General features: G+C 51.6%; 19 protein-coding genes. 8 read left to right on the plus strand and 11 right to left on the minus strand.

Going from position 1 to position 20,752, the window contains the following annotated elements; genetic code table 11:
• Positions 1-206: 206 nt before the first annotated feature.
• From WC980_05125 to WC980_05135, 3 genes are read left to right on the plus strand one after another with little or no spacing between them, the layout of a single operon-like run.
• Positions 207-965, plus strand: a complete 759-nt coding sequence (locus tag WC980_05125; GenBank protein ID MFA5794433.1) for an electron transfer flavoprotein subunit beta/FixA family protein — start codon at positions 207-209, stop codon at positions 963-965.
• 22 nt (positions 966-987) lie between these two features.
• Positions 988-1,968, plus strand: coding sequence for an electron transfer flavoprotein subunit alpha/FixB family protein (locus WC980_05130; GenBank protein MFA5794434.1), 981 nt, complete (start codon positions 988-990; stop codon positions 1,966-1,968).
• A gap of 4 nt (positions 1,969-1,972) precedes the next feature.
• The gene (locus tag WC980_05135; protein ID MFA5794435.1) at positions 1,973-2,989 is read left to right on the plus strand and encodes a VanZ family protein; all 1,017 of its coding nucleotides are present in this window, start codon (positions 1,973-1,975) and stop codon (positions 2,987-2,989) included.
• Here the strand turns inward: WC980_05135 and WC980_05140 are convergent.
• The 5 genes from WC980_05140 to WC980_05160 all read right to left on the minus strand — a co-directional run bounded on the left by WC980_05140 (position 2,982) and on the right by WC980_05160 (position 7,071).
• A complete protein-coding gene (locus tag WC980_05140; protein ID MFA5794436.1) occupies positions 2,982-3,542 on the minus strand; it encodes a DUF366 family protein in 561 nt (186 codons plus the stop codon). The two genes, WC980_05135 and WC980_05140, sit on opposite strands and share 8 nt — an antisense overlap.
• Before the next feature lie 10 nt (positions 3,543-3,552).
• A complete protein-coding gene (locus WC980_05145) occupies positions 3,553-4,167 on the minus strand; it encodes a HEAT repeat domain-containing protein (GenBank protein ID MFA5794437.1) in 615 nt (204 codons plus the stop codon).
• A 60-nt stretch (positions 4,168-4,227) separates the two neighbouring features.
• Positions 4,228-4,890 (minus strand): hypothetical protein, encoded by a 663-nt coding sequence (locus WC980_05150; GenBank protein ID MFA5794438.1) that lies wholly within the window; start codon positions 4,888-4,890, stop codon positions 4,228-4,230.
• Between the two features lie 89 nt (positions 4,891-4,979).
• Positions 4,980-5,828 carry a substrate-binding domain-containing protein gene (locus WC980_05155; protein ID MFA5794439.1) on the minus strand — a complete coding sequence of 283 codons (849 nt, stop codon included), beginning with the start codon at positions 5,826-5,828 and terminating at the stop codon, positions 4,980-4,982.
• Position 5,829: 1 nt separating this feature from the next.
• A complete protein-coding gene (locus WC980_05160) occupies positions 5,830-7,071 on the minus strand; it encodes an inner membrane CreD family protein (GenBank protein ID MFA5794440.1) in 1,242 nt (413 codons plus the stop codon).
• A 130-nt stretch (positions 7,072-7,201) separates the two neighbouring features.
• Here WC980_05160 and clpB point away from each other — a divergent pair, with 130 nt between their 5' ends.
• From clpB to WC980_05180, 4 genes are all read left to right on the plus strand, one after another.
• Complete coding sequence (gene clpB / locus WC980_05165; GenBank protein ID MFA5794441.1) at positions 7,202-9,808, plus strand: ATP-dependent chaperone ClpB; 2,607 nt, start codon at positions 7,202-7,204, stop codon at positions 9,806-9,808.
• Between the two features lie 87 nt (positions 9,809-9,895).
• A complete protein-coding gene (locus tag WC980_05170; GenBank protein ID MFA5794442.1) occupies positions 9,896-10,600 on the plus strand; it encodes a SprT family zinc-dependent metalloprotease in 705 nt (234 codons plus the stop codon).
• Between the two features lie 705 nt (positions 10,601-11,305).
• Positions 11,306-12,088, plus strand: a complete 783-nt coding sequence (locus tag WC980_05175) for an enoyl-CoA hydratase-related protein (protein MFA5794443.1) — start codon at positions 11,306-11,308, stop codon at positions 12,086-12,088.
• A 17-nt stretch (positions 12,089-12,105) separates the two neighbouring features.
• Positions 12,106-12,504, plus strand: coding sequence for a hypothetical protein (locus tag WC980_05180; protein ID MFA5794444.1), 399 nt, complete (start codon positions 12,106-12,108; stop codon positions 12,502-12,504).
• Positions 12,505-12,604: 100 nt separating this feature from the next.
• Here the strand turns inward: WC980_05180 and WC980_05185 are convergent, their stop codons facing one another.
• The gene (locus WC980_05185; protein ID MFA5794445.1) at positions 12,605-13,486 is read right to left on the minus strand and encodes a hypothetical protein; all 882 of its coding nucleotides are present in this window, start codon (positions 13,484-13,486) and stop codon (positions 12,605-12,607) included.
• Positions 13,487-13,608: 122 nt separating this feature from the next.
• On the opposite strand from WC980_05185, the gene WC980_05190 reads away from it, so the two are divergent.
• On the plus strand, positions 13,609-14,193 hold the full coding sequence (locus tag WC980_05190) for a hypothetical protein (protein ID MFA5794446.1): 585 nt from the start codon (positions 13,609-13,611) through the stop codon (positions 14,191-14,193).
• Positions 14,194-14,208: 15 nt separating this feature from the next.
• Here WC980_05190 and rpsU read toward each other — a convergent pair whose 3' ends face one another.
• From rpsU to WC980_05215, 5 genes are all read right to left on the minus strand, one after another.
• Positions 14,209-14,469, minus strand: a complete 261-nt coding sequence (rpsU, locus tag WC980_05195) for a 30S ribosomal protein S21 (protein ID MFA5794447.1) — start codon at positions 14,467-14,469, stop codon at positions 14,209-14,211.
• Positions 14,470-14,529: 60 nt separating this feature from the next.
• Positions 14,530-14,823 carry a zinc-ribbon domain containing protein gene (locus WC980_05200; protein ID MFA5794448.1) on the minus strand — a complete coding sequence of 98 codons (294 nt, stop codon included), beginning with the start codon at positions 14,821-14,823 and terminating at the stop codon, positions 14,530-14,532.
• A 221-nt stretch (positions 14,824-15,044) separates the two neighbouring features.
• Positions 15,045-18,155 (minus strand): efflux RND transporter permease subunit, encoded by a 3,111-nt coding sequence (locus WC980_05205; protein MFA5794449.1) that lies wholly within the window; start codon positions 18,153-18,155, stop codon positions 15,045-15,047.
• Between the two features lie 26 nt (positions 18,156-18,181).
• Positions 18,182-19,345 carry an efflux RND transporter periplasmic adaptor subunit gene (locus WC980_05210; protein ID MFA5794450.1) on the minus strand — a complete coding sequence of 388 codons (1,164 nt, stop codon included), beginning with the start codon at positions 19,343-19,345 and terminating at the stop codon, positions 18,182-18,184.
• An 18-nt stretch (positions 19,346-19,363) separates the two neighbouring features.
• Entirely contained in the window at positions 19,364-20,704 is a 1,341-nt protein-coding gene (locus tag WC980_05215) for a TolC family protein (protein ID MFA5794451.1), read from the minus strand.
• Between the last annotated feature and the right edge of the window lie 48 nt (positions 20,705-20,752).

Genomic DNA, 20,752 nt, shown 5'->3' on the forward strand with positions numbered 1-20,752 from the left:
TACTCCTTTTTTCAGTACGCAGATTTCACGGCAAGCGTGAATGAATATGAATGCACTTTTAACAACTCCGGCCGGGGCGGTCAAGCATTAAGCGGTTAGTTTTTCATTCGGTATTTCTTGAAATTACCGCGACGCTTAATATCTTTAAGTGTCTTGTGACAAGCAAGAAAAGGGATATGAACGTATAATCGAATCGGAGGAATAGTATGAACGTAATCGTTTGCATCAAGCGAGTGCCGAGCACGGAAACCAACGTCCGCGTGGCGCCGGACGGCAAATCACTGGACACGACCGGAGTGGAGTACATTCTCAGCCCATTTGACGAAATCGCACTAGAGGAAGGTCTGCGCATAAAGGAAAAGCTGGGCGCCGGCGAGGTGACCGTCATCACGGTCGGCCCGGCCGAATCAGCCACGACTTTGAGGACCTGCCTGGCCATGGGCGCGGACAAGGCGGTGCTGCTTAAGACACCGGCCCAGTTCATGACCGACCCGTTCATCGTTGCATCGGCTCTGGCCAACCAGATAAAGCAGATGCCTTACAATATCATCCTGGCCGGCAAGCAGGCGGTGGATGACGACAACGCCCAGGTGCCGTCGATACTGGCTCAATTGCTCAATATCCCGTTTGCCAGCCTGGTAATCAAGCTGGAACCGGCCGGCGCCAAGGCCACGGCCAACCGCGAGATAGAAGGCGGTTCCGAGGTGTTGGAGGTGACACTGCCGGCCGTATTCACGGCGCAGAAGGGCTTGAACGAGCCGCGTTATCCGTCGCTCAAGGGGATTATGTCGGCCAAGAAGAAACCGCTCGAGGAAAAGGACGCGGGCATCAGCGCCCAGCCGGCCTTGGAAGTCATCAAGATGGAATATCCGCCCAGCCGTCCGGCCGGACGCATCGTCGGCAAAGGCGCTGAGGCCGTACCGGAACTGGTGAAACTGCTCAATGAAGAAGCGAAAGTAATATAAATTTTATTAGCGGAGGTCTGAGATGTCACAACCTATTTTAGTATTTATCGAGGTATCGAACGGCGCGGTGAAGAAGTTATCCCTGGAGGCCCTGTCCGAGGCCAAGCGGCAGGCCGATAAAACCCAGTCCGAGGTAATCGGATTGCTGGTCGGGCATCAGGTCGAATCGCTGGCTCAGGGTCTGGGCGCTTACGGCGCGGGTAAGGTCCTGGTCGTCGACGCCAAGGAGTTCCAGGCGTATACCACGGCGGCTTATACAAAAGCATTGAATCAGGCGGTGGAAAAGGTCAAGCCGCTGGCCGTTTTTATGTCGGCTACGCCGGTGGGCAAGGATTTATCAGGCAGTGTCGGTTCTGCTCTGCAGACCAGCGCGGCCCAGGATTGCATCAGCGTTTCCTACGACAACAGCTTCATCGTCCGCCGCCCGGTTTACGCCGGCAAGGCCATCGTGACCATCAAGATAAACAAATCTCCGGCCATCATCACGCTCCGGCCCAAGATGTTTCCGTTGTCAGCGCCGGACGCCTCGAAGAGCGCGGCCGTCGAGAAGCTGGCCGTGTCGCTCGATGCCAACGACCTGCGGGTGGTCTTCAAGAAAGCCGTAAAATCCGGCGACAAGAAGATGCCGTTGACCGAGGCGGACATCATCGTTTCGGGCGGCCGGGGAATGAAGGGTCCGGAGAACTACAAGATTCTGGAAGAGCTGGCCGCGACCGTCAACGGCGCGGTGGGCGCATCGCGCGCCGCGGTCGATTCGGGCTGGCGCCCGCACGACGACCAGGTCGGCCAGACCGGCAAGACCGTCTGCCCAACGGTTTATATCGCCTGCGGCATATCCGGCGCCATCCAGCATCTGGCCGGGATGTCGTCGTCCAAATGCATCGTGGCCATAAACAAGGACCCCGAAGCGCCCATATTCAAGGTGGCTAACTACGGCGTGGTGGGCGACCTGTTCGAGGTGGTGCCGGTGCTGACCCAGGAAATAAGGAAGATTAAGAAGTAACCGGATGAAAAACCGTTACTGGTTATTGACCGGAGTTTATGCCGGACTGATATTCCTGGTTTCCAGCTTTCAGATTCCGCCCCTGCCGGCCAGTCCGGCCATATCAGCCGATAAAATCGCCCATTTCTTCGAATACGCCATACTGGGTTATTTCCTTTACCGCGCCTGCGCCGATTCGGGCGGCTGGCTTAGGGCCAGGGCGCCGGTCATCAGCGTGCTGGTTGCGGTTATCTACGCCTTCAGCGACGAGTGGCACCAATTATTCGTTCCCGGCCGGCAGATGAGCGAGTGGGATTTTCTGTTTGATTCCCTTGGCGGTATCGCGGTCGTGCTGGCGATGACCCGATTCAGGCCGGTCAAAGCCGGGCCGGCGGATGCGTCCGCCACCGGCTCCGGAAGCATCAGCCTGCTGCCGTTTGTGGTGGTTGTTTACGGCATCGGTTTGCTGGGGGCCGGCTTTGCCATATTGATGACTGAGAAATCCACCGGCATCGGGCTGGTTCAATCGTTCTGGGCCGGAAAGGATTCACCGCTATATTTCGGTTTCGGCGCCGGAGTAGCCGTCATTATCATTGCCGCCACGCGGTTCCTTTCGAATATCAGGGTATTCCGGCAGTTGGAGGAGGAGTTCCGGCGGATACTGGGACGCTTAAAGCTCTACGAGGTTGTTGTCATCGCGCTGGCCAGCGGCGTGGCCGAGGAGACCATATTCCGGGGCGCGCTCCAGCCGCACCTGGGGCTGATAATCACCAGTATCCTGTTCGGTCTGATGCACTTCCCGCTTTCCCGGTTTATGATACCCTGGACCATGTTCGCGATAGTGATGGGATTTATTTTAGGCGGGCTTTACGATTACACCGGGCATAACCTGATTGCGCCGATAACGGCACATTTTCTGATTAATTTGGTTAACCTTTGGCTGATAGCAAAATCCGCCGGCGGGCCTGAAACAGTTTTATTAGATGCGGATAAAACAGCGGAAGAATTACCGTTACCTCAGGACAGAATAAATCCTACTTGATCCAGTTCACCTTGGTCCGGGCTTTCTGGACAGCAACCATCTCTTGGCAGTAACGGTTTATCACCTCCAGGGCGAACGACTTGACCGCCTTGATTTTGTAATCATCTAACCCCCTGGTCGGCACCGGCGTTCCTTTTGACTTGATGTTGATGCCGAAATGTATCTTGGTGGAAACCGGGCTGGCCGTGGCGATGGAAATAGACAGTTTGTATTTTCCGTCATAAAGGTCGTCGCCGGCGCGACGGATGCCGCGGATTTTATAATCGTTCTCGAGCACGTCCTTGACAATCACCGACAGCAGCCGTTGTTTTAATATGGCTTTGTTCAAATCAGTATCAAAATGTTCCACCATGAAATGAAGCATCAGCGGGCCGTAGATTTTGCTCTTAGCCAGCCGGTCTTCCTGGTCGACCATATTGGAAAAGGGTATGTTGCACCGGCCGATGAAGGCGACGATGCTGTCGCCCTGGATGCGGAACGTCTTGTAGGCCCAGAGCGATTCTATCTGCCGGCCGTTATAAGTTATTTGTTTGGGGATGAATGAAGCTATCACGGTATTGGTATCAGTTTTTATCAGTGCTAATCTGAGGTTTCATTTCGGCATCGCGCCATTTTTCCCATTCCTTGACATCGAAAGGCAGGTTTTGCCTGGTAACTTGTTGCAACGACTGGAAGGCGGCAAAACCGACGCCTTTGCTGACGTCATTAAACCGTTCGAGCAATCCGTTAACCACGGCCAAATCCGGCTCGGATATGAACGGCGGCCTGAGCGCCTGGGCAATCGTCCGGCGGACATCGGCGTAGGTGTCGCTGTCCAGCGACTTGAGCAGGGCCGGCAAGGCCGATTTGTCGGCAATCTGGCCCAGAGCCATGGCCGCATCCTGGCGCACGAAGGCGTTTTTGTCTTCCAGCGTTTTTATCAGGGCCGGCACGGCCGGCTGGTATTTATGCTGGCCCAGGCTCCGGGCCGCAATGGCCCTGACCAGCGGGTCCTGGTCGTTCTGGAGCATCTCCGTGAAAACAGGCAGGTGCTTGGCGGCCTCGCTTGAGTTGGACATCTGCACGATGGCCTCGCGCCTCAGGTCCGGGTCGACCGAAGAAATGGACGGCTTAGGCCGTGAAGCACAGGCGGCCAAGAAGCAGCAGGCGAAAATAATGCTTAGATATTTCATTAACATAGCCCCAATGGTATTAATTTTTGCCCCAGCGTCAATAAAAACCGCTTCAAAGGCGCAGAATTATTTAGCGTTAATATTGGCTTTGGTATTGGTAAACTGCACCTTGCGCATGGCCGTTATCTTGTATGCCGACCAGATGGCCAGGATTATCCAGAGGAAATCATATCCCGAAACCATATTAGAGATATTGGCGAAAAACGAGGATATTATCTTTCCGCTGAAAAGGGAAAATTGGCTCATCAATTCGTTGATGGGCGCCGTTAAGTTGGCTTCATTCTCTTTAAGGTAGGTCTCGACGCCCTTCCGGAAGAAGTGGTGAAAGCTGATATATTTACCAATCAGAATGCCCAAGAGGCTGGTGGCTGAGGCAATCACCTGCAGGGACAGTCCGCGTTTTTTGCCGGTCGCCCAGAACACGCCGTAACCGGTCAGTGCGCCCACGCCGATGGCCATATAGCCGATTTCATAATTAACCCAGATAGCAATCAACCCCCAGACAATACCGGCGATAATGGCTGCGGCACAGCCGCCTAATATGGCCGTGAACATATCTCTGCCGGTAGCTTCCTCAGCCTCAAGCGCCGTAATGGTCTGGTCTCGGCAGGCCCGGCAGAATGCGGCGTTATTAAGGAAAGACGCCTGTCCTTCAGGGATTTCTTTATTGCATCCTTGGCAGGTTTCCGGTGACCTGGCCAGCTGTTCCGGTTTTTTGGCTTCTTCCATCGCGACCTCCTTTGCCGTTAAGGCTTTCGGTTGTTTTGGTGCAAATCTATATCTTGGCGGTTACCTGTCAACCTTTATCTGGTGAGCGATTACTTTATGATGGAAAACATCGGTTCGCCGTATTTATTCCGGCCGTAATTCCTGATTATCTCCGCAACCTCTTTCGAGGCCAAGAAGCCGGCCAGCGCCTTGGCGCCGGTGGCGTTTATTTTGGCAAACCGCTCGGGGTTAAGTTCGATGACACTGTAAATATTGATGAGCGAGGAGTCAGTTGGTTGAGATGGCTCATTGAAAACCGGTTTGAGCGATATTTTATCCTTGCGGGCTAGATATGTCCCATAATCCGAAAGCGTATAAGCTTTTTTCTGGTCGGCGATGGTGATGGTTTCGGACATACCCTGTCCGGTCTGGATATAGCCCGGGTAATCGGGCGACTGCCCCGGCGCGAAGATGCCGGTCACCTGCCAGAGTTTCTTTTCCCGCTGGTGCGTGCCGGAATTATCGCCCCGGGACACGAATGGAGCCCGTTTTTCGTAGATGAATCTGAAGGCGTTGGTTGGGAATCCGGCTTTGGACACTCCGGCCGGGTCGTCAGCCGGGCCGAGGATGACGAAGAAGTTGAACATCAGCGGTCGCCGGCTTATGCCGCAGCCTTCCTTGACGAATTTTTCCTCGTCGTCCGGGCTGTGCACCAGAAGCAGGTCGGCCTCGCCCCGCCGGCCCATGGCCAGCGCCTGGCCGGATCCGACCGCAATGACCTTGACATTATAGCCCTGTGCGGATTCGAATAACGGAATGACTTTGTCCAGGAACCCGGTATCCTGGACCGAAGTGGTCGTGGCCAGGATGATGTTGTTATTACCCGAACCGCATCCGGTCCAGGCCAGTGCTGTTACTGCCAGCGCTGTCAGGAATATCAGTTTCGCTTTAATCAGCACGCTATTCTCCTGTTTTTTTGGGCCGGGCGAAAACCTTGTCCCAGTCGAGCCGCCCGGTGAACTGCATCACCAGGAACAACGTGATGATGCAAAGTATGGTGATGGCCAGCCCGGTGTGCCCCTTGAAGAAGAATGTGTACGAAAAGAGCACCAGGTAGACGAATTGCGAAATACCAGTTTCCAGGAAGGCGAACTTACTGCCGGTCACCAATTTCATATAAGAGACCACCAGGAATATTGATACGGCCGAGCAAATCAGGAACGACACGTGTATCGAGACGTGGTCGACCAGGTAAGCCAATAGCAGGTGGAAGCTAAAGAACGCCGCACCGATGAAGAAGAAGTTCATCGGATGTATCCTGATGTTCTTGACCGTGGTCAGGATGAAAAGCAGGAAGAAGAACAGGAATAGCGACACCGGCGCCGCATAGGTCACCTGGCTGACCCACGGGCCGGGATTGAGCTTCTTGGGCATAACCATTCCTATCTGGATGCCCGAAAGCAGGTTGTTGTATTTCCACAGCATCGTCCAGCCGTTGTTGGACTTCTGCTTCTCCGTGGGCGAGATGCTGTTTTCCGGGAAGTCAATCTGGTTGAAATCGGTGTGCATGGTCAGCGAGAAATTCTTAATCTGGTTGACGTCTTCGCCGAAGCCGTACCACCATTCATCCAACCCCTGCGACTGGTAGGATACTTCCACCTCCTCGGCCTGGTTGGGATTGAGTTTTAGTGTTCGCCGGACCAGTCCGCCGGAGACGTTGATGTTATTGATTTCCTTGCCGGCCACGGCGAACCTGAAATTATCGTAAACCGCTTTCTGTACCGGGAAGCGGAATTCGAAGAACACCTCGCGCGCTTCGTCGGTCGGGTTAGCCACCTGGTACTTGGCTGTGAACTTCACACGATAGGTCGAATACCACAGCAGGCCTTTCTGCCTGTATTCCAGCTTGATATCGGCGTCGATGTTGCTTCCGGCCAGCGTCAGGTAATGATTGGTCGTCTCGGTCTTGGTCTCATAAGCCGTCTGTCCGCCTTCGATGGTCTTAACCTTAACCTCTTTGGATGTCTGGTAATAGACCTCGGGCGCTTCCTGGCGTTGGGTGGTGCCCCACAACTGGCCGACAGCTTCCTTTAACTCCTTATCCTGCTGGGTGGAACGCCAGTTGACCGTGCCGCCCAGGATTACCCAGGCAATTGAAGTGCAAATATATATGAAAACTATGCTGATTATTCTGCCGACCATAAAAACTCCTTTCGTTATTAATACTTGATTAAGATATACTTCCAAAGCCAATTCTGTCCATAAAAAAGAGACCACATTCCGGGATGTTATTTTCTTGAATTATACGGATAATCTGGTATAATAAATAATTATGAAATTAGATAAATTCACAACCAAGTCGCAGGAATCTATCCAGGACGCCCAGTCCTTGGCGGACAAGCGCGGGCATCAGGAGCTCCAGCCCGAGCACTTGCTCCTTGCCCTCTTGAATCAATCCGAAGGTTTGGTAGGGCCTTTGCTCCAGAAGGTTGGTGTCGAGTCCGGCGAGCTGATGGCTAAAATCGAGGAGGCTGTGTCCAAGTTCCCCCGGGTAGAGGGTGCCACCGGCCAGCCTTATCTGTCCCAGCGCCTCCGGGCCATCCTGGAATCGGCCTCGGCCGAGGCCGAACGGCTCAAGGACGAATACGTTTCCACCGAGCACCTTCTGTTGGCTCTGGCCGAGGAGAAATCCGGCGTCCTGTCCGCCATATTCAAGCGGGCTGGTATCACCAAAGACAAACTCTACTCCGCCCTGACCGAAGTACGCGGCAACCAGCGCGTTACCGACCAGGAGCCGGAAAGCAAATACCAGGCTCTGGCTAAATACACCCGCGACCTGACCGAGCTGGCCCGTCGTGGAAAGCTCGACCCGGTTATTGGCCGTGACGAGGAAATCCGCCGGGTGATGCAGGTCCTATCCCGGCGCACCAAGAACAATCCTGTTCTCATCGGAGAGCCGGGCGTGGGCAAGACGGCCATTGTCGAAGGTCTAGCCCGGCGCATCGTCTCCGGCGACGTGCCCGAACCATTGAAGAACCGCCGTGTCCTGGCCCTGGATATGGGCGCCCTCATCGCCGGCACCAAGTTCCGGGGCGAATTCGAGGACCGGCTCAAGGCCCTGCTCAAGGAAGTCACCGGGGCCGAAGGTAAAATAATATTGTTCATAGACGAGCTCCACACCGTGGTCGGCGCCGGGGCTACCGAAGGCGGCGCACAGGATGCCTCCAATATGCTCAAGCCGGCGCTGGCCCGGGGCGAACTGCGCTGCGTCGGCGCCACCACGTTGAACGAATACCGCAAGTATGTCGAAAAAGATGCTGCTCTGGAACGCCGTTTCCAGCAGGTACTCATCGGCGAGCCGACCGTGGAAGACACCATTTCCATACTGCGCGGACTCAAGGAACGCTACGAAATCCATCACGGCGTGCGCATCCAGGACGCGGCTTTAGTCGCCGCTGCTACGCTGTCCCAGAGATATATCGCCGACCGCTTCCTGCCTGATAAAGCCATTGACCTGGTCGACGAGGCCGCCGCCGCACTGCGCCTGGAGCTGGACAGCATGCCCCGCGAGATAGATGCCATCGAGCGCCGGATGACCCAGCTGGAAATCGAAATATCCGCCCTCAAGAAGGAATCAGACCCCGGCTCCAAAGAACGTTTAACCCTGGCTGAAAAGGAACTGGCCAACCTCAAGGAGCAGGCGCACGGATTAAAGACCCGCTGGCAGTCTGAAAAGAGCCACATCCAGAAGGTTAGCCGGATAAAAGAAGAGATAGAAGAGCTCAAGACCCAAGCTGAGGAGTTCACCCGCAAGGGCTTCTTGGACAAGGTGGCCGAAATCCAATACGGCCGCATCCCGGCGCTGACCAAGCAGTTCGAGGCCGAGAACAAGAAACTGTCTGAACAGCAGAAGGGAACGCGGATGCTTCAGGAAGAGGTAGGTGAGGAGAACATCGCCGAGGTGGTTTCGCGCTGGACCGGCGTGCCGGTATCGCGCATGCTAGAAAGCGAGAAGTCCAAGCTGGTCAAGATGGAAGAGCGCCTGACCGGCCGAGTGGTTGGACAGGCCGAGGCCATCAAGGCTGTATCTAATGCCATCCGCCGGGCCCGGTCGCAGTTGCAGGACCCCAACCGGCCCATCGGTTCGTTCCTGTTCATGGGTCCGACCGGTGTGGGCAAGACCGAACTGGCCAAAGCGCTGGCCGAGTTCCTGTTTGACTCCGAACACGCCCTGGTCCGGATAGATATGTCCGAATATATGGAAAAGCACACGGTCGCCCGGTTAATCGGCGCTCCGCCCGGCTACGTCGGCTACGACGAAGGCGGCCAGCTGACCGAATCCATCCGGCGCCGACCCTATGCCGTGGTGCTTTTTGACGAGATAGAAAAGGCACACTCCGACGTCTTCAACGTCCTGCTCCAGATGCTTGACGACGGTCGGCTGACCGACGGCCACGGCCGGGTGGTTAATTTTAAGAACTGCGTTATCATAATGACCTCTAACATTGCCGCCCACCTGATGCAGGAATACGCGGCCGGCTCGCTCGATATGGGCAAGCTCCGGGACCAGGCCATGACCGCCCTGCGGGCACAGTTCAAGCCCGAGTTTCTTAACCGGCTCGACGACATCGTCATCTTCCACGCCCTCAAGAAAGACCAGATAGTCCGGATAGTCGACATCCAGGTAAAGTCCCTGGAAGCCCGGCTGGCCGAGCAGAAGATAAAACTGCAGATTACCGACGGCGCCAAGGAACTGCTGGCTATGGACGGCTACGACCCGCTCTTCGGAGCAAGGCCGCTCAAGCGGCTCATCCAGAAAAAGGTTCAGGACGGCCTAGCACTGGCTTTGTTGGAAGGCACCTTCAAGCCAGGCGATACCGTATATGTAAAGGCCAGTAAAGCCCAACCCGGCGAGCTGGAATTCAGCACCAAAAGGTAACCGCAGATTAAGCGGATTTTGCAGAAGCGGTAATTGATAATATAAACGAGAACCTTCCGTATAATCAGCCCAATTCGCGGTTTCATAATGACAGAGATTAAGATATCAAAGATAATCAGGTCAAAGCGCCGGTCAATCGGTTTACAGATATGCCGTGACGCCTCATTGATAGTCCGGGCTCCGTTCAGGGTTAGCGAGACTGATATTAACCGAATAGTCGAACGTAAAAGGTCCTGGATAATGAAACATCAAGGCATCGCCCAGAAACAGGTGCGGGCTGGCAAACCCAAGGAGTTCGTGAATGGTGAAGAATTCCTGTATTTGGGGGATAGTTACAGGTTAGTTGTAGTAGAAAACCAAGCCAGTCCTTTATTGTTTGATAAAGCGTTCTTCCTATCACAGGAATACCTGAATCGGGCCGGGAGTATCTTCCTCGATTGGTATAAAGCCCAGGCCCGTAGCAAGATAACGGAAAGAGTAAACCTGTATTTAACGCAGACCGACTTGAAATATAACCGGTTGGGCATAACCAAAGCGCGGAAAAGATGGGGTTCTTGCGGACGGAATAACAATTTAAACTTCAGCTGGCGCTTGATAATGGCGCCGCTGCGAATTATAGATTATGTCGTGGCGCACGAAGTGGCGCATCTGGAGCACAAGAACCATTCCCGGAGGTTTTGGAACAAGGTCTCGGCATTATTCCCCGACTACAAGCAATCACGGAAATGGCTCAGAGAAAACGACCATCTGTTAACAATTGGGGATAGTTCCGTATTCGGAAAAGATTTATAGTTGGTCCATTTTCAAGCGTTGTCCCCATCAAATCAGCCACCCCACTCATAATTATGCCTCCACCCATAGGTACGATACCGGCTACCTATAGTTAGATATGCCATACCCTATGATTAGTAGTGCCACTCCCTACTCCTATACTGACCATAGCCTATGGATATATTACCCATATCCTGTAGGTATACTACCGGCTACCCATAGTTAGATATGCCATACCCTATGGTTAGTCGTATCACTCCCTACTCCTATACTAACCATAGCCTACGGATACGACAAGAGCTACCTATGGATAAGATATGGTATACCCATAGGTAGTATAGGGGTGGGGTAGGGGGTAGTACTCTATGGGGGGAGGGGTAGTAGGGGGGTAGTACCCCCTAACCAGTATTTACTTTGGAAATGGTATAAAACCTGCATTTCCTGCCGGTTTTTTGTAATTATAGGTTATTTTACCTCCAAAATATGAATATTTGGTTTGCTTAAGCCATATTGCTTGATAACGCGGTTAGCCTAACCTTGAGTTTGAAGCAGGTGCTAACCCAATGCGACTGTTCAGTTAAGATAGGTTTGATTGTAGAAGAGACAATAACGGTTTTTCGCCGAAAGTTGGTCCTTCATTGGTGGGAACTGGCACTAAAAAACTTGCAATAAGGTGATAGGATATGGTAATATGATTATATTATATTTACAGAGAAAGGTGTATTTATGGATTACCAGAATATTCTATTCCAGGAAAAGGATGGTATCGGTATAGTTACCATCAACCGGTCCAAGAAGCTTAACGCGCTGGATGCTCAGACCATAAATGAGTTATACGACGTTTTTGGCGTTATCAAGAATAATGATGCGGTTAAGGCCGTAATCCTGACCGGCTCGGGCGATAAATCATTCGTGGCCGGAGCTGACATAGAGGAACTGTTTCAGCTGGACCAGATTTCGGGTAAGGCTAAGATGTATAAGGGCCAGGGATTGACGCTATTAGTCGAGAATCTGGGCAAGCCGGTTATCGGAGCGATAAACGGGTTTGCTTTGGGCGGCGGCTGTGAGTTGGCTATGTCCTGCACGCTGAGGTTGTGTTCGGATAAGGCCAAGTTCGGCCAGCCGGAGGTTAACCTGGGTGTTATTCCGGGCTATGGCGGCACCCAGCGGATGCCACGGCTTATCGGCCGGGCCAAGGCGATGGAACTTATCCTGACCGGCGATGTGATAGACGCCCAGGAGGCATACCGATTGGGTTTGGTTAATAAGGTCTGTACTTCGGAGCAGTTGATGGCTGAGGCGGAGGCGATAACCAGGAAGATTATGTCGCGCGGGCCGCTGGCTGTCAAAGCGGCGATGGAGGCGGTGCATCGTGGAATGGATATGTCGCTGGCCGAAGGGCTGAATCTAGAGGCCAACCTGTTCGCGGTTAACAGCGCCAGCGCGGACAGTAAGGAGGGTTTGAAGGCGTTCCTTGAGAAACGTCCGCCCCAGTTTAAGAATAAGTAACAATAGGAGGAAATATAATGGCCAAGAAACTGATTATAGTCGCGGTGGTACTTTTCATTCTGGCTTTACCGCTGATTATCATAAGTAATTATTCGATGGGGTTGATGGAGAACTACGCGGAGAAGAATATGGGTAATCTTTCGGCTCCAGACTGGTTGATGAAGATAGGTAGTGTTTACCGCTGGACGTTCAGGGCCAATCACGGCGTGGTGGTGTATAATAATTTTATGTCCCGCTACCCGACCCACGCGCGTTATCCCGAGGCCAAGTGGTGGCTGGCTTATTGCCTGGAGCAGAGTATGCAGACCAAGGAGGCCGGACGCCATTACGAGGAATACGCCGACTGGTATCCGGACCGGCCTGACGCGGCAATAGCACGCCAGAAAGCGAACAACCTTAAATACCGGCCTTACTAATTAAACCCGTCACGTAGTTTTAGATAGGATATTTATTCGGGACGGTATAGCGGCGGGAACAAGTCTTAAACAATAAACCCCAGCCATATTTTATTAGCGGTTATTTCTTATTGGGCTGGTCGTTCAGGGCGATGCAGGGGTTATGGAATTGTATTTTGACGTATTTGATGCCCTGTAACTTCGGGGCGATACTCAGGACATAATTGAGGTTCTTTACCTTTTCCTCGACCGAGAGCTCGCCGTATTTGTCGGTATTGGGCGCCCGGCCCCACTGAATGGCGATCTTGTCCTTAGTCCAGAGGGTTATTTCGCTTTCCTTGGGATTGCGCCGGCCGCCAGAGTTGGATACATCTATCTGTCCGATATCGAGTTTGGCGTAGAGCTGGTAGTTTTCCATAGTCGCGGCTACGGCTAGGGCGTCGTTAAGCCCGCGGTCGTTCCACCTGATGCCGGCCGCTGGCGGAGCAGTGTTGACGCCGACGATAATCGGTAGAGTTACGGGCAGTTCAGGCAGTTTGGCATATTCGCCCGGCAGGCGTACGGATTGCTCGTCCACCAGGTAATAATAAGAACGGTTCTTGGTGCGTTTGACCTCGACGGCCACCAGCGGCTTTCTTATTTCCAGCTTGACGGCGATTTCGTTGGGATAACGCTTTTCAATGGAGTCGACCCTGGCTACCCAGGGGTTGGCTTCGTAGTGGCTGCGGATTCTGGACACTATGGATTTGTCGAAGATGCTAGTATTGACATTGAGCGTCAGCGACGACTTGACCGGCGGTTCCAGCTCAGTGCCGGTGAGCCATTCAGGGTTAGCCATGACCTGCAATACGTCCAGGTTTATCCGAAAACGTTCGTCGTTGGAATATGATTCGTAGGCCTTGCGGTGGACCAGAAGCAGAAGGAAGCTGATGCCGACCAAGGCGATAATATGGAGACCCCAGCGCCGGGCAATATATAAGAGTCCGTTAAACAGGAATTTCATACCCTATTTTTATCGTCAATTTGACGTGGAATCTAAAGCCGGAAATAATTGACCCGGGTGGGTTAATGTGTTAGATAGATTTTTGTAAGCGGGCAGTTGCGTATTTGAGGAGTATAATTTATATGATAAATCATTGTTTAGCCGTAATTTGTGGGGGTATTCTTGCAGCCGTCCTGGCGGGGTGCTCTTCGGCTCCGTCCAATGATAGGATTTACCAGAAGCGGGAGAAAAACATCAAGCAGAGCTATTCCGAGAAGTTGGACCTTTTACAGAAGGAAAATGAGCAGTTGCAGGTTCGGATATCGGAGTTAACGGCCAATATTGGCAAGCTGGGAGACCAATTAAAGCTGGCCCGTGAAAGCGCCGAGGCCTTAGCTCAGGCTAAAAAGCCGGCGGCAAATACGGCGAACAATACGGACGGAAATGACAACCTGGCCCGGACGGAGACTAAAACGGAATCTAAAACAGAGCTTAAATGCCGGATACTGTCCGTAAACGAACGACTGAACCTGATAATTATTTCGGCGGGTAGCACTCAGGGCGTTAAATCCAAGAACGAATACAACGTGATTTTTCAGGGCAAATCAGTCGGCTGGATACGGATAGACCAGGCGGAAGTTGATTGGGCGTCGGCGGCGCTTATCCGGGGCGGAACTATGGTGCGGCTTAAAGAATTGGACGGAGAGGTTATTCTGTCAGGTGAGTGATTTTATTTGCCTGGATTACCTGGGTGGCCTGGGTCCAAAGCCCGGCCTAGAATTGGGACGAAGCGGGATTTTGGCTCCGCGAGGCGGTTTTTTCATCTGCAGGCTTCTGACGACTTTCCCTTTTTTTATCTCGGCTTTACGCCTGGTTTCGCTGGGTTTTTCGTAGTAGGCGACTCGTTTGAGCTCGTTATAGATACCGGCGTCAATACATTTCCTTTTGAACTGGCGCAGGGCTTTGTCAATCGAACCTTCAACTCTGATAGTTACCGGAGACATTTGGTTATTCCTGTATTTTAGGACAGGGGCGCATTGAGCGCCCCCGCCCGATAGGTTTACTTAACCGTTTCTTTGTCCTTTAACTTTTGCGAAGCAAGAATCGCAATATACTGGTTTATTTAAAACCGGCTTGAACGGGACGGTTGTTTTCTGTCCGCAGTCTGCGCAAACGGCTTCAACTCTTTCCCTGAATCCGGAACTGCCCGGTCCAAATTTGGTCCGGCGGTTCTGGCGGCACTTGGGGCAACGTTTAGGCTCGTTGGTATACCCCTTCTCCTGGTGAAACTTCTGTTCTTCTTCCGTGAACGCGAAGTCCCCGCCACATTCCATACACTTCAGTTGCTTGTCTGCCATGTGTCCTTTTCTCCTTCGGTCGGATTGTCCTTTCCTCGGTATCCTACTTCAATAGGTCCCAAAGGTCCGGTGGTTGATACTTCTCATTTTCTCTTCTCTCCCCTGGCACCCGACCTTACTTATATTCCTATGCCAGAATCAAGATAGAGCAATTTTTAGTTTAGATAATAACCATTATTTGTCAAGAAAAACATACGTCCAATACGCAATTTTATTTTGAGCTAAGCTTCGACTCCGGGCTGGGGTTTTTTGTCCTTATTGAACGCCATATAAAGCACTGGCACCAGGAACAGGGTTACCAGAGTTGAAAATAACAGGCCGCCCAAAATAGTTGTGCCCAGTGGGCGCCAGCTTTCGGAGCCTTCGCCGGTTTGCATGGCCATGGGCAGGAGCCCGAATACGGTGGTCAGGGTGGTCATCATAATCGGCCGAAGTCGGCGTTTGCCCGATTCGAAGACCGCATCAAAGAGGCCCATGCCGTAACCACCTTCTGACAGCGGTCGTCTCAGTAAATTAGTATAATCAACCAGAACTATGGCGTTATTGACCACCACGCCTACCAGCAAGACTGCGCCGAGTAGAGAAATCATGCTGATGGGGTAACCCCTTATGAATAACGACAAGAATACACCGCTGAATCCGAAGGGCACCGAGAAAAGAATAATAAACGGGTCTTGGAGCGATTCAAACTGGCTGGCCATGACGGCATAGACCAGAAAAATACTTAAAAGCAATAACAGCCCCAAGTCCCGGAATGATTTTTTTTGTTCGGTAACCAGGCCACCGATTTTTATGTTGACGCCTTCTTTTATCGGTAGTTTGGATATTTTAGTTTCGATATCTTTGGCCACATCGCCCAGTGTCCGTTTGTCAAGATTGGCCTCAACCCTGACAATCCTGGTTTGGTTTTTTCGCTCTATTTCAATGGGTCCGAATTCTTCCTTGATTTTGGCGATATTTGAAACCTGTATATTTTGTCCGGGCTGTCCGCCTATCGAGGGCAGACCGATAAAAGCGTCACTCACGTTTTCTAAGTATTTGCGGTCTTCGGGGCGGAGACGGATAAAAATATCATACTCGTTTCCGTCCTCGCGGTACTTGGAAACCACCTTACCGTAGAAATAGGTTCTTAAGGTGTTGGCAATATAATTTTTGGTTAAGCCTAGGCTGGAAGCCTTTTCGTCGTCGACCATAATTTTCCATTCCGGCTTGGCGATATCGCGGCTGATGGTGGTGTCAACGGCGCCTTCGGTGGTATCCATTATGTTTTTGATGGCCAGGGCGATTTTGTCGGTTTCCTTCATATCGTTGCCGTAGATTTCTACCGACAGCGATTTCCCGGCGCTGATCATTAAAGAGCCTATGGGGTTACCGGTTTTTAAGTCCGTTTTGACCAGCCCCGGTATATTTTTGATTTTTTCTCTGATTTCCCTGGCGATGTCTTTATCGGAGCGTTTACGCTGTTTGACATTGACCAGTTTGGCGCCGATCATAACGATGTTAAGGCCTTCTTTCATGCCCATAGCTGCGCCGCCCATCCCGACTGAACCGGCCCGGATGTAAATGGCGACTATGTCTTTACCACACACTTCCTTGAATATTTTCTGTGCTTCCATTCCGACCCGAGTTGACTCCTCCATCTTCTTGCCGGCAGCCAGTTCCATGGTGGCTTGCAGGTCGCCGCTGTCCTCTTCGGGGATAAACTCTATGCCCAATAACGGGTAGAGCGCAACAGAACCGATTAATACCAGTCCGGCGATGGTTACGGTGATGGCCTTATGGTGGAGGACCCATTCTAGTATTCCGGCGTAGAAGTGTTCAACATAAATAAACCAGCCCTTTTTCTCAAATGATGATTTGGAACTGAGTATTTTAGAAGCCAGCATGGGGGTGAATGTCAAGGCGGTTAATAATGAGGCGGCAATGGTAACGATAACCATAACGCCCAGCTCTTTGAAGATAATGCCGGTGATTCCGGACAGAAAAATGAGTGGGACGAAGACGACAATGGTAGTAAGCGAAGAGGCGCTGACGGCCAGGCCAACTTCCGAGGCTCCGACGATGGCGGACTGGGTGGCATCTTTGCCTTTAGCCCGGTGGGTGAAGATATTTTCCATAATGACAATAGCGTTATCTACGACCATGCCGATGGCAATGGCGATGCTGGCCAGAGACATCATGTTGATGGTTTTGCCCCAGATGTATATGAAGATGAACGCTGAAATCAGCGAGAACGGAATGGTCAGTGATATAATCAAGCTGGAGCGGATTTCGCCCAGGAAAATAAGGGTGATTAAGATAACCAGGATGCCGCCGATAAACACGGTTTGGGAAAGATTTTTCATGGTTAGGTTAATCATGTCGGCGGTATTGAACATTTCGTAGTAATTAACGTCGGTCGGCATCCGCTTTTTTATTAGTTCTAATTTATCGACAATCGCCTTACAGACCGTATCGGTATTTGAGCCAGATTGTTTCTGTACCATTACCATAATTCCCGGATCGCCGTTGACATAGACCATACCGCTGGGTTCTTGGAAAGAATCATTGACCGCGGCGATATCACGCAGGCGCACCGGGATGTTATCGCCGGTTGTTTTAATAATAGTTCCGCTGATTTCCGCGACGGATTTGTATTCTCCGGGGGTTTTAAGCGCAAACTCATTAGGTCCTACCTTGATACTGCCAGCCGGCAAGGAGTAATTATGAAGACGGATGGCCGATTCCACCTCGTTGATGGATGTGCCGTAAGCCAGTAGCTTATTTTTGTCTATTTCTATATTAATCTGTCGTATCATCCCGCCGATAAGTTGAACTGCGCCGACGCCTGCAATCTGCTTCAGGGGTGTGGCTAGTTCCTGGTCCAGAATTTCGTGTAACCTGGACCAGTTTTTCCGGGCCGTGAATCCGTAAGCAAGGATGGGCATGGCATTGGTGCTGAATTTAACCATAATGGGTTTGTCGGCGTCCGAAGGTAGGCGCATCTTGGTGAAATCCAGGCGATCCCTGATTTCATTGGCGGCTTCATCGAGGTTGGCGCCCCAGTTGAAACGGCAGACGACGTTGGAAACGCCTTCGCGGGAATAAGAGTTGACCTCGGTTAAGTTGGTAAGAATCGAGAGGTCGTTTTCTATGGGCTTGGTGATGGATGTTTCCACGTCTTCGGCCGCCGCGCCGCGATAAGAGGTCATAACCGTAATGGCCGGCCATTCCATTTTTGGCATCAGGTCTATGGGTAGGAACAGTATGGACATGCCGCCCAAGACGATAATCCCCAGGAATATCATTAAGTTAGTAACGGGTCGCTTTACGCCAAATTCTGATAATAGCATGATTTACCCTGATGATGAATGATTTGTTATTTATTAACTATTTCGATTTTACAGCCGTCGAATAAATGCGAGCCGACCGTAGTAATAACTTTATCGCCTTCCATGAGGCCTTCTTTTATTTCGACCAGTCCTTTGGAATAAATGCCGGTTTTGACCACTATCTTCTTGGCTTTGTTTCCCTGCACCACGAATAACGCATAATCCTGGATGTCGTTACCGGCTAGGTTATAAACCAGCATATCCTTGGACACGGCGATAACATTCTTTTTCTGTTCAAGCATCAGTTCGATTCGGCAGAACATACCGGCTTTGAGCAGGACATTTTTATTATCAAGTTCGATTTCTATGTCCAGGCTGCGGCTTCGCGGGTCGACGGCCGGGGAGACGTAGGTGACCAGGCCGTCAAAGTTTTTATTGGGGTAGGCGTCGACGGTGATGATGGCCGGAGTTTTATCGACGATGACTCTGGCGATGATATTTTCCGGTATGGCTGCCGTAGCTTTGACCTTTTCCGTTTGAATGATAGTGAAGACTGGCCTTTGTGGCGTGACCATATCGCCTAGGTCGATATAACGTTGGGAAATAATGCCGGATATGGGCGCGCCGATATGGGCTTCGGTATAATTTATATTGGCCAGTTCCAGTGTGGCGTCAAGCTGACGTATCTGGGCTTCGATAGCTTCTTTCTGGGCCAGAGAGGTTTTATACTGTGTTTCTACCTGGTCGCGCCGGGAATCAGATACGGCCCCTTCTTTATGCAGTTCCTGGATACGGGATAGTTCCTTTTCCGCATTGGCGATGCTGATTTTTAATTGCTTAAGTTGGGCCTGGGCGGACTCGTGCGCCGAAACAGCCTGTCTCATCTGGGCTTCAATCGCGGATGTTTCAAGTATGGCCAGGGTGTCTTCTTCCCTGACCGTTTCGCCATTTTTTACCAGGAGCTCTATCACCCGGCCGCTGACCTTGGTGTATACGTCAACCTGGTTAATAGCCTTTATTGAGCCGAAGGTAGATGCCGTTTCTACCATATCCGTTCGGATGATTTCTTGGGTTATTACCGGGATAAATTTTTCGGCCACGGCATTTTTATTCTTGTCTTTTTTTCGCATTTCCTGGATCCGTTTTAGCAGAAGTAATCCGCCGCCGACCATGACGGCGATAATCAAAATGCCGATAATAAGTTTTCTCATAATCACGACCCCGATCTTCTACTTTTTCAGGTTCTGGATTTGACCGGTAACCATTTCCAGGTTTGCTAAAGAAAGATTATATTGATATAATGACATGACGTAGTTTTTGGATGCGGTATCAAGCGCCATCTGGGAGTCCATAACCTCTAGTTGGGTATTGGCTCCGTTTTTGTATCCGATTTCCACCAGACGCAGGCCTTCGGCAGCCTGTTTGACATTATCTTTCTGGGACATAACCAAAGCCAGCGAATCTTTAAGGCCCAGAACGGCTTGGGCCAGCTCCAGTCGAATGCGTTCCTTGAGGTCATTCTGGAGTATTTCGGCTTGTTGCAGGGCGGATTTTTCCTGGCGGACCCGGGCGTTGACCCGGCCGCCTTCGTAAACCGGGATGGATAGCACCGCGGTCAGCGACCAGTAATCGCCCCATTTATCCTGGCCAACCAGATAACGAGATGGTTTTTCTTCGCCATAACTGCCGGATATTGACACAGTCGGTAGGTGTTCGGCTTTGGCTATTTTGACCATTTCTTTTTGAAGGTCGATCTTTATCTGGGCCGAGCGCAGATCGGGCCGGTTGGTAAAGGTATTTTCTTCGAGATCAAACAGGGTTGGCATAGATTCGGTATAGACCAGCCGGTCAGTTAGTTTGATGTTTGCGGCATCTTCAAGCGGTAACCCCATCAAGCTCATCAGGACGAGCCTGCTTTTTTGCAGGTTGGACTGGCTCTGCAGTCGCAGGGTTCTGATATTGGAAAGCTGGACTTGGGTCCGCAAAACATCATAGTTGGAGGCCATGCCTTCGCGGTTTTGTTTGACCACGTCATCTAGGTGGGCGGTTATAACGTCTTCACTGGTCAGATTAACCCGGACGATCTCCTCGTTAAAAATTACATCATAGTAGGATCTCTTGGTTTGGAAAACAATGGCCCGGACTAGGTCATCTTTTTGGGTTGAGCTCATAAGCTGGCCCAGTTTACCGGAGCGGATTCCGGCCCAGATACGGTCGCCCATATAAACAGACTGTTTTAGCGCAAGGTCGGCCTTATAGTTATTGAGAGAGCCCATTTCCACCGATTTACCGGGCATAACTTCAAACGACTGGACGGTATCTAGGCGGGTATAAGAAGCGGTAATCGTCGCACTTGGGAAAAGCCTGGCGCGCGCCTCAGCATACTTAGCATCGGCCTGATTAGCCGCTTCGTTAACCAGCAATATCTGGCGGTTATTTTCCATAGAAATTCGGATACATTCATCCAGCGAAAGAGGACTGTTTTTGCGCTCCGAACCGGCTTCTTGCGGATAGAGCATTAAAACCGGGTTAAGAGTTAGTATTATTAGGCAGGAGATAAATTTTCTCATACAAAATCCTTTCATTTATTATAGTGGTTGCCTGCGAAGTTGCAGCCT

Source organism: Candidatus Brocadiia bacterium (assembly GCA_041658285.1).
Lineage (GTDB): Bacteria > Planctomycetota > MHYJ01 > JACQXL01 > JACQXL01 > JBBAAP01.